The sequence below is a fragment of the Pseudomonas sp. A34-9 genome (assembly GCF_029543085.1).
Lineage (GTDB): Bacteria > Pseudomonadota > Gammaproteobacteria > Pseudomonadales > Pseudomonadaceae > Aquipseudomonas.
Genome location: NZ_CP119967.1, coordinates 3,423,554 through 3,437,438 on the forward strand (window position 1 = coordinate 3,423,554; position 13,885 = coordinate 3,437,438).

Genomic DNA, 13,885 nt, shown 5'->3' on the forward strand with positions numbered 1-13,885 from the left:
AGGAGAATCTGGTAAGCCCCACTCCGGTTGCTACCTGTCGCCGAAAGTAGTTTTCTGATGGGATAAGCGTTGAAGAGATGAACTTCAGCGCTTACTACATTGGCCTCTACACCTTGTCTTCCGGTTTTTATCAACTGAAGATCTAATTAAGATTTAACCAGTTTGCGTGTTCAAGTAAGTCAGAAAACGTCGGTTTTTTCACTTCCGTATAGTATGTAAGCGGGAGAACGAAATCATCAGCATCAAAACCTCCACCGAACAGCAGGTTTTCCCTGGCGCCTATAGAAAGCCCGGCAAACCCAGCACGCTTCATCTTTTTGACAAGAAAATCCATTCCTACTTTAGTTAAAGATGAATGTTCACTTTCAGGCACATTTAACTTCCACTCCGGGTCGATCAAATCAGGCACCTTGTGCGAATTCGGCGCATTCTTCCTGCGAAGGTGGAGTAGCAGCTCAGGCGGGTTATCTACGTTAACATTGCACCTCGGGCTCCCGATGGCGCAGACGCGGAAGAAAAAGTTTGAAACCAACGCGGCAAGTGCATGCGGCATTACCTCTTCTCTGACGACTTGAATAGGTAAGCCGATCTGGCTGGCAAGCAAATAGCAAAAAGACTCTGTATTTGCCGAAGTGATAATCGCCAGTAAATCCTTCCCTATAATCGAAGCCCTAGTGGCTTCCACTCTAAATATAAAATTTGGCGTTTTCGAAATGATACTTTTAACGTTTTCCAAGTCTTTGGCTGATGGCCGAATAAACAATAACGCCCCATCGCTTATACGGTTGAACGAGAGCTCGGGACTCCAGATTATCCCGCGCGAACGTGCAAACTGCAGCACCTGTTGGGGGGCTTCGATGAAGTGGAATCGACCGTCGATTTTTGCTTGTGCTCTAACTTGAGCCCAAGTCAATGGCGCCATGGCTAAAGCGTCTATAGTGCCTACACCACCCATTGCGGATAAAAATCCCGACCTGGAGTTATCAAGAAAGTTAATCAGCCAGTTGGCATGTTTCTCAAGTTCACCACTCGTCCAACGCAGGAATGTTTCGTCAGGCTCGACCAATCGCTGAGTCATGACGACGATGGGCGTGGCGCCCCTTGCTCCGACGTCGGAAACGCAGCCCGGGCGATCCATCAGTTCCTCATTCCAGGTCAATGAAAGTTCGGACTTGATCGGCTGCGTGGCTTTCCCACATGAGAAGGAGTTGAAGCAACTCCGCTCCGTGTCACAAGACTCAGAGGGAGGCGAGATACGCTCCACTCCGCGAACATTGGTGCACATGACGGCGGCACCTACCGACCGCAGCGCGTCTCGCATTCGATTATGCGGCAAGCCATACCTACCGCTAGCGCTGACGATGGCGATGCGAGGCCTGAGCCAGAGATAAGTCTGCTCGACTGCCGCTTCATTAAAATTATTCGCGCCTTTTTTGTTATCCGTCAGGTAGACCATTCCGCCATGGTGAGGAACCTTGAGCACATCCACGCCCAACCCGGCCGGATGGCGAGAGGCGATATACGCCCAGTTCTCCTGGTCACCCGTCAGTAAGATCCGCCGCCGATGCTTACCGTCCAGCCACACATCGAGCGCGATAACAAGTGAGGTGTCGTTAAGGACTTTATTGCCGAAGAAATCGGGTTCCTCAGATTCATCGGCAAACAACTCAGGGCGCTCTGGCTGTACCGAAACAGGGGGAAAATCCGCCCGGAAATCGTTGGGCACGCAGAAAGAACGCTGATCAAAACCAGGAAGAGTTTCTTCATCATCGTTAATCGATGGGCCGATCAGCCATTCAAGTGGTAACTGCCCAGTGTTCGTCACCGTTTCTTCAAGTTCTTGTGGGAGTGATTGATACAGGCGGCGAATCAATCGGGCTGGAGGCGAAATGACACTCGCCGTAACTTTTCCGTCTACCCATCTATCCGAGTGCCCTTCCATTGGATAAATGGTCTTTATGTCACGTTCACTGAGTGTAAATTCCAGGAAAGCGGCCGTCTCCACTGCTTGTTGTATCCGGTCGCGAAATAACCACCCTAGTTTCCTGAAGGCTGGCAAGCAAGGAGCCCAATACGAACCTAAAGTGATTGAATTATTCGAGAACAGTTCGAGCATTCCACCTTGGTGATCGGTGTCGACATGTGATAAGACCACCAAATCCAGATCATTCTGTTCCGGTCGTCTATTGGCTTCCAGATAGGCAATCAATTCTTTTACATGCGGGCCTGCTTGGCCGGCATCGTTCAGCATGCGAAAAACAGCTTTACCGGCGGACAGTAATTCGATTAACAGGCAGTCACCATGACCAACGCCAAACGTATGTATTTTAAGCTCGTCAGCTGGTTGGCCGTTGGGAGCTTGGGGTTGGCTTGATTTGATTGGCACTCACATCATCCTTGTCTGAACTGCCTTGAAGACAAAATCGGGAGATTCCCGTTATCAGGCAATAGTAGTGGAAGACATGTGCGAAGTGCCATCACCTTGTCCGTACTTACGCTGCGCAACTGTCAGTTGGAAATCCTACGTCACTTTAGGGGCCATGTTCCCGAGGACCTTGCCCTTTGCAGTTCAAGCGGGAGTCAAATATGCCCTATTCAGATTTGATCGCTCCGCTGTTTGCCAGAGTCCACGAAAATCAGCTCGCGCTCGAAGCCGCCATCATGGAGCTCTCGAACCGGGTTGAACAACGCGGCCCGGCGGACGTTGCCGACAATGTCCGCGAGGCGCTCTCGGCAAATGACCGAAACGAAGAGTTCATCAGAATGACACTCGCGTTGATTGACGCACCTCTAGAGACACCGCCTTCAGACACCGTCAACAATACGTCTCCCGTTTTCCTGCATCCGCCCGCACAGTCATTCGTCTTCGTGGGTGATGTCCACCAGCGGAATCGGCTCGATCGCCCAAGCGCGAACATGACGCCGTTCCGGACTGGGGACTGCACAGGCCTTGCGCCCGGTGAACGTTCGCGCAAGACGTTCTTCATCGATGCGCCAACCACGCTCTTCCAGTGCCTGCACGCTTCTGCGAAAGGCAATCTGCAGCGCATCGGACTTCAACGAAACCTCCTGCTGGAAAGACTCCGGTACGCGCTCGGGCCGCACGTTTTTCAGCACCGCATGATCTTGTTCGAAGATGCGGATATTGCTGGCAATGAACCTGCGATCCAGCAGTCGGGAGCGCAGAAAGGTTCTGCCCATCATCCACCAGGTGCGCGTGCGATTGGCGTCAATCGGGACATGCGCCGAAACGATGTAGATCCGCCAGCCATTCGGCAAGTTGAGTTCTAGTGTTGTACACGGACCGGACAGGTGAAATCCCGGAACAGTGGCGACGCTGACAAACTCGGTAGAGGATTTGCGCCGCAGCAGTCCTTTGCGTGCAGGCCTGCGCATGAGCATTTGGGCGCTGCCGCTCCACGCATCGCTTTCGACTTCGAATGATTCAATCTCGGGATGATCAGGATCGCCGAAGGTTGAACCATGGACAAACGGTGCGTGCGCGAAGTCGAGGCCGTTTTCGATAATCCGGTCCCAGCTGGCTTGCCAATCGAAATGCCCGGCGACCACCCGAATGGCCGGGTCATCGACCCAGTCGAGGGTGGGTAAAGGCGGACGTTCAGACTCAGGGAGATCCCCCAGAAAAGCCCAGATCCAGCCGTATCGCTCCAGCGTCGGGTAGGCATCCACTCGGGCCTTTGCCGGAATCCGCAGGTCGGGCTGCGCCGGTATCAGCGTGCACACACCGTCACCGCCAAACCGCCAGCCGTGATAGGGACACTGCACGCTGTTGCCCACTTTGCTGCCGGCGGACAGTGAACCGCCGCGATGCACGCAAACATCCGACAGCAAGCGAGCGACGCCGTCCTCATCACGGAACGCCACGAAGGGTTGGCCGAGCAATCGAACCGGCATCAGTCCGTCAGTCAACTGTGACGATGGGAGAACGACATACCAGAGGTTGGTGAGCATGGGCGGCGTGCGATCCGTCAGTTCGGTGAGTTCGGTGAGTTCAGATCAGAGAAACCCGGCATTCAACACCACGCCAGGTGGCTCCACTTTGACAATCAGCGAAGCACTTTATAAATCTCTGCAACCACCTGAGTCGTTGCAGCTTCGATGGTTCCTTCATTGCGGCACAACACCCAGCCTTGATCAGCCACTGCCTGCTCGAACATCTCGCTACACGCGACGTGTTCTGCGTGTTTCTGGATCACCGTGCCGCCCAGTCCACGTGAGCGGGCCGTTGCCCGCGCCCAGGAAATATCCGGCGCGGTGACGACGCCGACATGCAGATCCGGCACGCGCACGCCTCGCTCCATGTTCAACTGCAGAATCTCGGCAAACGGCACGCTATGACGAAATGCGGCATCCGACGGATACCAGCGATCGATCAAGATGATGCTGTTCAATGGCTGTTTGGGCAGCACCTGCCGGGAAATCCAGCGCCGGCTATCCGCAAAGCGCTGACACACCGCCCACTCCAGATCCCGCGAGGGATGTCTGGCGAGTTGGTTGACGAGGGCCATGGTTTCACCCCGGTCGGGATCGCTTTTCCTCTCGCACAGGCGGATGACTTTCTGGTTATCTGCCCGCAGTGCGGCGGTGACGGCCTCCAGCAGTGTGGTTTTGCCGGTGCCCTTGGGCCCATCCAGAGAAATGAACAGCGGGAGATTCATGGTTTACGCAACGATTGAGACATTGATGAGCACTTTAACCTCATTTTTGCATTTCAATGAGCTGATCCCTGCCCTTTGCCTACACTTGCTTGCCAATGAAGTTCGCCTCTCTGCCAAAGGAGTCACCCCATGTCACAACTCTACCCCGGTATCGATCCTGAGGGGCTGGTCGAGTATTCAGTGGTCTATACCGACCGCTCGCTGAACCACATGTCGCAGTCCTTCCAGGGCGTGATGAACAATATTTCCAGGACTCTTAAACAGGTCTACCACGCCGAGGCGGTTGCGGTGGTTCCGGGCAGCGGCACCTTCGGCATGGAAGCGGTGGCGCGCCAGTTCGCCACCGGCCAGCAATGCCTGGTGCTACGCAACGGCTGGTTCAGTTATCGCTGGAGCCAGATTCTGGATATGGGCAACATCCCCGTAGCCACCACAGTGCTCAAAGCCCGGCCGGTCGACACGGGTCGCCAGGCCGCCTACGCCCCGGCGCCGCTGGACGAAGTGCTGGCCGCCATCGCGGCGCAGAAACCAAAGGTTGTCTTCGCCCCTCACGTTGAAACCTCGTCAGGGATTATTCTGCCCGACGCGTACCTGCGGGCCGTCGGCGACGCCGTGCATGCGGTGGGTGGCCTGTTCGTGCTGGACTGCATCGCCTCGGGCACGATTTGGGTGGATATGCACCAATGCGCCGTCGACCTGCTGATCAGCGCACCGCAGAAAGGCTGGAGCGCGTCCCCTTGCTGCGCGCTGGTGATGTTCAGTGCTTTGGCCCTCGAGCGTATCGAGCAGACGCAAAGCAGCAGCTTCGCCTGTGACCTGAAAAAGTGGCTGCAGATCATGCAGGCCTACGAACAGGGCGGACATGCCTATCATGCGACCATGCCCAGCGATTCCCTCGCGCGCTTTAACGATGTGATGAAAGAGACGCAAGCCTACGGTTTCGACAAGGTTCGCGATGAACAACAGGCGCTGGGTGATCGGGTGCGCGCGATGTTGACCGGCAAGGGTTTCAAAAGTGTGGCCGCAGAAGGCTTTCAAGCCCCTGGCGTGGTGGTGAGCTACACCGAGGACGCCGATATCAAAAGCGGCAAGAAATTTGCGAGCCACGGCTTGCAGATCGCCGCCGGTGTGCCGTTGCAATGCGACGAACCGGCCGACTTTCAGACGTTTCGCATCGGGCTGTTCGGACTCGAGAAGCTGCAGAATATCGAGCGCACGGTCAGTACGCTTGAGCAGGCGCTGGACGAGGTGATGGCTGACTGATCTTGTGCAGACCGCTCAGCGTCCCGGACACATTGTGTAAAGCGATCAGCGAACCTTTCCCACGGAAACACCGTCCGAGCTAAGGCATCAATGCGTCCCGCTCGCCACGAGGTTTCCGTTTGAAAGCTGCCATCGTCAGAAAATACCGTTTGATCATCAAGACTATGGGCTATGTCGGCTGGGCGTTGTTCTGGCTGCTGCTGTGGGACATCGCCGTCACCGTCGACTTTATGCTGTTCCTCAACGCCAAGCTGAATCTGCCATTGATGCCCCTGACGTTATTGGGTTCGGCGTTGATTGTGCTGATCAGTTTTCGAAACAGCAGCGCTTATAACCGTTGGTGGGAGGCACGGACGTTGTGGGGATCGATGATCAACAATTCGCGCAGCTTCGCCCGACAGGTGCTGACGTTGCTGGATGACCCCGACGGCGAGGTCAACCCGGTCAAATCTACGTTGTTGCGTCGCCACGTGGCGTATGTGAATTGCCTGGCGGCGCATCTGCAAGGCCAGCCTTGCCCGGAGGAAGTCCGCGCCTTCATTCCCGCCGATGAGTTCGCCCGCAGTGGCACCACCAATAACTTTGCCAATGACATCCTCACCGGCTCGGCGACTTTGCTTGCGCGCGAATACAAGGCCGGACGCCTGGACAGCATTCGCCTGGCGCGGCTGGAATCGACGCTGGTCGACCTGTCCAACAGTCAGGGCGGCATGGAGCGGATTGCCAACACGCCGCTGCCCTACCCTTATGTGTATTTTCCGCGCCTGTTTATTTCGCTGTTTTGCCTGATCGTCCCGGTGGGATTAGTGGAGTCCCTGGGCTGGTTCACGCCGCTGGCCTCGACCGTGGTGGGTTTTATGCTGCTGGCCATCGAGCGCATTGGCACCGACCTGCAAAGCCCGTTTCGCCACAGCGAACACCAGATTCAGATGGAAGCCCTGTGCGAAACCATCGAGAAAAACCTGCAGTCGATGCAGCGTGATTCTTTGGGTGACGTGCGCCGGATTGAAGAGAACGCTTAAGGGGGCGGGAACCTTCAGGGCTTCTGACGGTTCCCGAGTCAATCAGAATGCCGGCACGACATCACCGTGATAACGCTCAAGAATGAACTGCTTCACTTGCGGGGAATTGAGCAGCGCGCCAAGTTTCTGCACCGCCGGCGCGTTGGCCTTGTCGCGACGCACGTACAGGTAATTGGCATACGGCGACTCCGAACTTTCGATAAACAGCGCGTCCTTGTGTGGCACCAGTTTGGCTTCCAGCGCGTAGTTGGCATTGATCAACGCCAGATCGACCTGATTCAACACGCGCGGCAGCATCGCCGCTTCCAGTTCCTGAAACTTCAGGTGCTTGGGGTTGCTGACGATGTCCAGGCGCGTCGCCATGATGTTGTCAGGATCCTTCAGGGTGATCAGGCCTTGTTTAGCGATCAGCAGCAGCGCACGACCGGAGTTGGTCGGGTCGTTGGGAATGGCGATCGTCGCGCCGTCCTTGAGTTCGTTGATGTTTTTGATCTTCTTCGAATAGGCACCGAACGGTTCGATGTGCACGGCCACGACCGGCACTTGATCGCTGCTCGGCCGGTCTTTTTTGTAGGCCTCGTAATACGGTTTGCTCTGGAAATAGTTGGCGTCGAGCAAGCCTTCATCCGTTTGCCGGTCTGGTTGGATATAGTCCGAGAACACTTTGACGTCCAGCGTCACCCCTTCCTTGGCCAGCTCCGGTTTCAAGAACTCCAGGATCTCGGCATGGGGCACGGGCACCACGGCGATTTTCAGGGTTTCGGCAGAGGCTGAGCCCATGGCGGCGACCAACAGTGCTACGGAGAGCGCGACGCGTTTCACGATAGTTTTCCTTCGAAGCGTTTCAGGGAGAAAGAGGACAGATCCAGGTCGGTCGAGCCATGCATGCACCACTGGGCAAACGCCTCGCCCAACGCGGCGGAGTGCTTGAAGCCATGACCCGAGCAGGCCGAGACGAACAGGGTGTGTTGCAGCGACGGGTGCTCATCGATGATGAAATGACGATCCGGCGTCACGGTATAAGCGCAGACCGCAGTCTTGAGCACTTTAGAGGTGACGCCGGCGATGCGGCCGTGCACCTGGTGTTCGTACATGTCCTGCTCTTCGGCGGCTGAAACCGTGCGATCAATGGCCTGTGGCGAGGATGAAGTGTGGTATTGCGCGGTGGCGATTTTCAGGCTGCCTTCGCCGGGGAGCGCGGGAAAACCGTAGTTGATCTTGTCGTCACCACGGCCGTGCGTGAGGATGAACGTCGGTGAGTGGCCAACCAGCCCAGCGCTTTCATCCACTTCGAACCAGAACAGTTTTTGCCGGTAAACACTCAGCAGATGCTCATACGGCTCACCGAGCCACTCGCCGTTCCAGTTACCTGCACTGATCACCAGTTTGTCGGCAAACAGCGTGCGTCGGTCGGTGGTGACCGTGACACCTTGCTCGTTCGAGCGGATAGCCGTGACGGTTTCGCCTTTATGCAGGATCGCCCCGTGTTGTTCGGCCAATTTGAGCTGCACGTCGATGCAACGCTCGGGGCGCAGGAAACCGCCGCCCGGTTCGAAATAACCAATGGCCGAGTCGTGTACGTTGGCGAATTGCGGGAAGCGCTGGCGGATCTGCTCAGCAGACAAGACCTCGTGCTCGATGCCATAGGTCTGCGCCAAGCCGATAGTACGCAGGGTGAAGTCGGTGTGGTCATCAGGATCGAAGTCGGCACTCGACGTCAGGACCAGCAGCCCCGATTGCTCGAACAGTGACTCTCCCGTCAGCGCCTCAAGCTCACGCCAGATGCGATGCGCGTTACGCACAATCGGCACGTATTGCGCGCCCTCGCCGACCGAAAGCCGGGTGATGCGTGTATCGCCATGGCTGGAGCCGAGGTTGTGCGGCGGGTGATGGCGGTCGATGCCGACGACGTTCACACCCGCTTTCGCCAACTGATAAACCGTGGCGGCGCCCATCGCGCCCAAGCCTAAAACCAGCACCTCACATCGCTCGGACATAAATAGCCACCTATCAAAAAGGCGCCAGTTCAGCGGTAAAACACGACGAATTCCAAGATTAAAAAAGCATATCCATATAGCTCTATGCGTTTACCGACAGCTCTGGATCGGGCTGATGGGCGGTTATTCGTCGCATTTACATTCCGGCGCGGATAATTTAAGCCTGAGAGCACGGGATCTTATATCTGTCACAACTGACAATAAATCCTACAGAACAGCGATTTTTTCGCGGATTTCGACAAACTTTTCATCATCTGAGCCCCTCTCAGGCGCGAGTCAAAAGCGCGAACTACGCTTCACGTTGAAATTTGTGATTTAACTAGGTAGTTACCTAACTATATAATGCGCGCCTCATTTCAACGGGACACTCAACGTGAAGCAGAGTCAACGCCTCTCGGGCATATCAAAATTCATTCTGGTCGGGCTGGGCGTCGTCATCGCCCTGCTCGGCTTGGCGCTGGCTGCGGGCGGCGTGAAGTTGGTCAGCCTGGGAGGGTCGTGGTACTTCCTGGTGGGTGGCTTGGTCATGGCCGTTTCCGGTCTACTGATCGCGCGCTTCAAGCCGGCCGGTGCATGGCTGTTCGCCGCGTTCCTGGTGGGCACCGCGATTTGGGCGGTGAGCGATGCAGGCCTGGTGTTCTGGCCGGTGTTCTCGCGCCTGTTTATGTTCAGTGTGATCGGCCTGGTCGTGGCACTGGTTTATCCGCTGCTCAAGCGTGCCAACGGTGACGTTGCCGGTCGCGGCGCCTACGCCGTGGCGGCGGTGCTGGCGGTCGGCGTGGCTGTGGCGGCTGGCAATATGTTCGTTGCGCACCCGACCGTTGCCGCCACTGGCACCGGCCCGGGCCTGACCCCGGTCGAGCCGGACAAGGCGCAAAAGGATTGGGCACACTACGGTAATACCGAAGGTGGCAGCCGCTTCGCCGCGCTGGACCAGATCAATCGCGCCAACGTCGACAAGCTGAAAGTGGCGTGGACCTATCACACCGGTGACGTCGCCGAGAGCGATGGCAACGGTGCCGAAGACCAGCTCACCCCGCTGCAAATCGGCAACAAGGTGTTCATCTGCACCCCGCACAACAACCTGATCGCCCTCGATGCCGACACCGGTAAAGAGCTGTGGAAAAACGCGATCAATGCCCAGTCGAAAGTCTGGCAGCGCTGCCGTGGGATGGCGTATTTCGACGCCACTACCGCCATCGCTCAGCCGGCCAATTCGAAAATCATCGAAGCCAAGCCCGCGCCGGCCGCCAATTGCCAGCGTCGTCTGCTGACCAACACCATTGATGCGCGTCTGATCGCGGTCGATGCGGACACCGGCGAGTTCTGCCAGGGTTTCGGCAACAACGGCCAGGTTGATCTGAAGGCCGGTCTGGGTAACGTGCCGGACAGCTACTATCAGTTGTCCTCCGCACCGCTGATGGCCGGTACCACGGTGGTGGTTGGCGGTCGCGTGGCTGACAACGTACAAACCGACATGCCAGGCGGCGTGATCCGTGGTTTCGACGTGATGACCGGCGCCATGCGCTGGGCTTTCGACCCGGGCAACCCGCAGGATAAAAACGCTCCGGCCGAAGGCAGCACTTATGTGCGCAGCACGCCGAACAGCTGGGCGCCGATGTCCTATGACCCGGCGACCAACACCGTGTTCCTGCCGATGGGCAGCTCGTCCACCGACATCTATGGTGTCGAGCGCAGCAAACTCGATCACACCTACGGTGCTTCGATCCTCGCGTTGGACGCCACCAGCGGTGAAGAGCGCTGGGTGTTCCAGACCGTGCACAACGATCTCTGGGACTTCGACCTGCCGATGCAGCCGAGCCTGATCGACTTCACCAAGGACGGCAAAACCGTACCGGCCGTGGTCATCGGCACCAAGGCCGGGCAGATCTACGTGCTCGACCGCGCCACCGGCAAACCGCTGACCGACGTTAAAGAAGTACCGGTCAAAGCGGCGAACATCCCGAACGAACCGTACTCCCCTACTCAGCCGAAATCCCTGGGCATGCCGCAGATCGGTGCTCAGCACCTGACTGAATCGGACATGTGGGGCGCCACGCCGTACGACCAGTTGCTCTGCCGCATCGACTTCAAAGGCATGCGTTACGACGGCTTGTACACCGCGCCGGGCACTGATAAATCGCTGAGTTTCCCGGGTTCGCTGGGCGGCATGAACTGGGGCAGCATCTCCACTGACCCGGTGCACGGTTTCATCTTCGTCAACGACATGCGCCTGGGTCTGTGGATTCAGATGATCCCGTCGCAGAACAAAGGCCAGGCCGCTGGCGGTGGCGAAGCGCTGAACACGGGCATGGGCGCCGTGCCGCTGAAAGGCACGCCGTACGCCGTCAACAAAAACCGCTTCCTGTCGGTCGCCGGTATTCCTTGCCAGGCACCACCGTTCGGCACGCTGACCGCGATCGACATGAAAACCCAGAAAGTCGCCTGGCAAGTGCCGGTCGGCACGGTTGAAGACACCGGTCCACTGGGCATCCGCATGCACTTGCCGATCAAGATCGGTCTGCCAACCCTCGGCGGCACCCTGTCGACCCAAGGTGGCCTGATCTTCATCGCCGGCACCCAGGACTTCTACCTGCGCGCCTTCAACAGCGGCAACGGTGAAGAAGTCTGGAAAGCACGTCTGCCGGTTGGCAGCCAGGGCGGCCCGATGACCTATGTTTCGCCGAAAACCGGCAAGCAATACATCGTCATCACCGCCGGTGGCGCGCGTCAGTCGACCGATCGTGGCGACTACGTGATGGCTTACGCCCTGCCGTAACCCCCTGCGTCCACGTTAAACGCGGACGCTTGTTTTAAGCGCGGCACCTTCGGGTGCCGCGCTGCTTTCTCCTAATGCTCGAGTTTTCAGCAGGAAGATTTACATGCTATCGGCTGTTCGTTTTTCCCGTTCCGACCTGTTCAAAGGCCTGTTGCTGGGCCTGACGTGCACCGCCACCCTCCCCGCGCTGGCCGACAACGATTCCGATCTGTTGACCCGCAGCACCCTCACCGGTGACTGGGGTGGCTTGCGTCACCAGATGGATGAACAAGGAATCAAATTCACCGGCGACTACAGCGGTGAAATGGCTTACAACGCCGACGGCGGTTTGCATCGATCGGCGCGCTACTCGCAGAACATCAAACTCGGCGTGCAGTTCGATCTGAGCAAACTGTACGGCGTCGACAATGCCGGCAAGGTCCAGTTGACCATCAACGACCGACGCGGCAACAGCGCTTCGGAAGACCTCGTCGGCAACCGTTTGCCGATTCAGGAAAACTACGGCGGCCTGTACACGCGCCTGACCGAACTGAGCTACGAGCGCAGCCTGTTTACCCCGGCGCTCAACGTGAAACTCGGTTACATGGCCATGGGCAATGACCTCGGCGGCCTCGACAGTGGCATTCTGTGCAACTTCATGAACGCCGGTTTCTGTGGCCACCCGCTGAACATGTCCGGTGGCAGCGGCTGGACCAACTACCCCAACGCGCGCCTCGGCGTGCGGGTGAAATACGATCTGTCGTCTTCCTGGCAACTGCGGGTGGCTGCATTCAACGTTGATCCTGAAAGCAACGGCAACTCCAGCCGAGCTTGGCACCTTGACCCGAAACACACCACCGGCACCGTGGTTCCCATCGAGTTGGTGTACAAGCACGCGGGCACCCTGCCCGGCGAATACAAGCTCGGCTACTACTACGACAGCTCCGATGTAAAACGCATCGGCAGTGACAAAGAAGTGTCCGGTCGCGGCGGTCATTATCTGCTGATCGATCAAGCCATCTGGAGCTCGCCAACCTCCGAAGGCCGCAGCCTGCACGCCTTCGGTCAATACTCGGCGGCCAGCGAAGCGGCTTCGCCGTTCAGCAAGTGGTACGGCACCGGCGTGGTTCTGTACAAGCCGTTTGAAGGTCGCCCGCGTGACACCGTCGCCCTGGGTTATGGCCGCGCCGTGCCGAACCCGCGCAGCCGCGATGTGCAGCAGGACGCCGCATTGAACAACGGCACTGCGTTCCCGAACCTGGACAGCGCCGAGCAATTGATCGAACTCGGTTATGGCTACCAGGCGACGCCTTGGCTGACGCTGCGCCCGAATGTGCAGTACATCATTGAGCCCGGCGCGTTTTCCGGGCAGGACATCGATAATGCGTTGGTGTTTGGACTGCAAGTGAAAGCGGCGCTCTAAGCCCCCCATAAAAGGCAATAAAAAACCCGGTTCGAATGCCGGGTTTTTTATGGGCTTTGTATTATTTCGGCTCGGGATGTTCGCTCGAGACAGAGTTGTTGGCATCGACATCGCTCATGTCTTCATCGACCGGCGAATCGTCGTCCGCCGGCAGCGGCACTTCAGGTTCATCGTGTCGCGGATCATGGCCGGTCTCGTTGTCCGTAGTGCGGGTGACTGGCTGCTGCGAGATGTTGCCCTGCGCTTTCTCATCAATGTCCATGCTGGCTCTCCTGCTGAAGCACGGAAGTTCCGCGCATAAATGTCAGAGACGATCCGTCATCGCGAGTGCCAGCCAGTGGACGAATGGCAGCACTCCATGGCTTTGGCCATGAACAATATTCTGTCGTGAATCGCCCAAAAAGAAGCCAGGGCATAAAGCCCTGGCAGACAGAAAAAGATCACTTTTTCTTTTTAGCCGGCTTATCAGCCTTCTTCGTATCCTTGGCCTTCTCAGGCTTGCTGTCCGTTTTTTTCGCGGACTTCTTGGGCTCGGCATCTTTCTTCTTGTCTTTCTTGTCGGAAGACTTTGAAAGCGCCGAAGCCGCCGCTGATTTCTTCTCAGGTGATGACTTCTTGTCTTTCAAATCCTTGCTGGCTTTCGAAGCGTCACCTTTGTCTTTGCTTTTCTTTTCGTCTTTAGCCACGTTGACCACCTCTCGGAGTGTGCCGTTATTGACACAGCGCCTGTGCGATTGACCACA

Annotated in this window: 11 protein-coding genes and 1 pseudogene; 5 read left to right on the top strand and 7 right to left on the bottom strand. The window is 57.3% G+C overall.

From position 1 onward, the window contains the following. Positions 1-142: 142 nt before the first annotated feature. Complete coding sequence (locus P3G59_RS15180; protein ID WP_277757877.1) at positions 143-2,386, bottom strand: hypothetical protein; 2,244 nt, start codon at positions 2,384-2,386, stop codon at positions 143-145. A gap of 200 nt (positions 2,387-2,586) precedes the next feature. On the opposite strand from P3G59_RS15180, the pseudogene P3G59_RS15185 reads away from it, so the two are divergent. Beyond that, positions 2,587-2,790, top strand: a pseudogene (locus P3G59_RS15185) (hypothetical protein); the annotation flags it as partial. A gap of 66 nt (positions 2,791-2,856) precedes the next feature. On the opposite strand, the gene P3G59_RS15190 reads toward P3G59_RS15185, so the two are convergent. Both P3G59_RS15190 and P3G59_RS15195 read right to left on the bottom strand, forming a co-directional pair. Further along, the gene (locus tag P3G59_RS15190; RefSeq protein WP_277757878.1) at positions 2,857-3,972 is read right to left on the bottom strand and encodes an aromatic ring-hydroxylating dioxygenase subunit alpha; all 1,116 of its coding nucleotides are present in this window, start codon (positions 3,970-3,972) and stop codon (positions 2,857-2,859) included. A gap of 95 nt (positions 3,973-4,067) precedes the next feature. Continuing rightward, the gene (locus P3G59_RS15195; RefSeq protein WP_277757879.1) at positions 4,068-4,679 is read right to left on the bottom strand and encodes a dTMP kinase; all 612 of its coding nucleotides are present in this window, start codon (positions 4,677-4,679) and stop codon (positions 4,068-4,070) included. A gap of 129 nt (positions 4,680-4,808) precedes the next feature. On the opposite strand from P3G59_RS15195, the gene P3G59_RS15200 reads away from it, so the two are divergent. Together P3G59_RS15200 and P3G59_RS15205 are read left to right on the top strand one after the other, a co-directional pair. Beyond that, positions 4,809-5,942 (top strand): aminotransferase class V-fold PLP-dependent enzyme, encoded by a 1,134-nt coding sequence (locus P3G59_RS15200; protein WP_277757880.1) that lies wholly within the window; start codon positions 4,809-4,811, stop codon positions 5,940-5,942. A gap of 119 nt (positions 5,943-6,061) precedes the next feature. After that, positions 6,062-6,964, top strand: coding sequence for a bestrophin family ion channel (locus tag P3G59_RS15205; RefSeq protein WP_277757881.1), 903 nt, complete (start codon positions 6,062-6,064; stop codon positions 6,962-6,964). Positions 6,965-7,006: 42 nt separating this feature from the next. Here P3G59_RS15205 and P3G59_RS15210 read toward each other — a convergent pair whose 3' ends face one another. Both P3G59_RS15210 and solA read right to left on the bottom strand, forming a co-directional pair. After that, positions 7,007-7,744: a MetQ/NlpA family ABC transporter substrate-binding protein gene (locus P3G59_RS15210; RefSeq protein WP_277762162.1), complete on the bottom strand. Its 738-nt coding sequence runs from the start codon at positions 7,742-7,744 to the stop codon at positions 7,007-7,009. Positions 7,745-7,782: 38 nt separating this feature from the next. After that, positions 7,783-8,961: an N-methyl-L-tryptophan oxidase gene (gene solA, locus P3G59_RS15215; RefSeq protein WP_277757882.1), complete on the bottom strand. Its 1,179-nt coding sequence runs from the start codon at positions 8,959-8,961 to the stop codon at positions 7,783-7,785. Positions 8,962-9,334: 373 nt separating this feature from the next. On the opposite strand from solA, the gene P3G59_RS15220 reads away from it, so the two are divergent. Together P3G59_RS15220 and P3G59_RS15225 are read left to right on the top strand one after the other, a co-directional pair. After that, positions 9,335-11,740 carry a glucose/quinate/shikimate family membrane-bound PQQ-dependent dehydrogenase gene (locus tag P3G59_RS15220; RefSeq protein ID WP_277757883.1) on the top strand — a complete coding sequence of 802 codons (2,406 nt, stop codon included), beginning with the start codon at positions 9,335-9,337 and terminating at the stop codon, positions 11,738-11,740. A gap of 103 nt (positions 11,741-11,843) precedes the next feature. After that, complete coding sequence (locus P3G59_RS15225) at positions 11,844-13,142, top strand: carbohydrate porin (RefSeq protein ID WP_277757884.1); 1,299 nt, start codon at positions 11,844-11,846, stop codon at positions 13,140-13,142. 61 nt (positions 13,143-13,203) lie between these two features. Here the strand turns inward: P3G59_RS15225 and P3G59_RS15230 are convergent, their stop codons facing one another. Together P3G59_RS15230 and P3G59_RS15235 are read right to left on the bottom strand one after the other, a co-directional pair. Then, a complete protein-coding gene (locus P3G59_RS15230) occupies positions 13,204-13,404 on the bottom strand; it encodes a hypothetical protein (protein WP_277757885.1) in 201 nt (66 codons plus the stop codon). A 178-nt stretch (positions 13,405-13,582) separates the two neighbouring features. After that, a complete protein-coding gene (locus P3G59_RS15235; RefSeq protein ID WP_277757886.1) occupies positions 13,583-13,837 on the bottom strand; it encodes a hypothetical protein in 255 nt (84 codons plus the stop codon). Positions 13,838-13,885 lie beyond the last annotated feature (48 nt).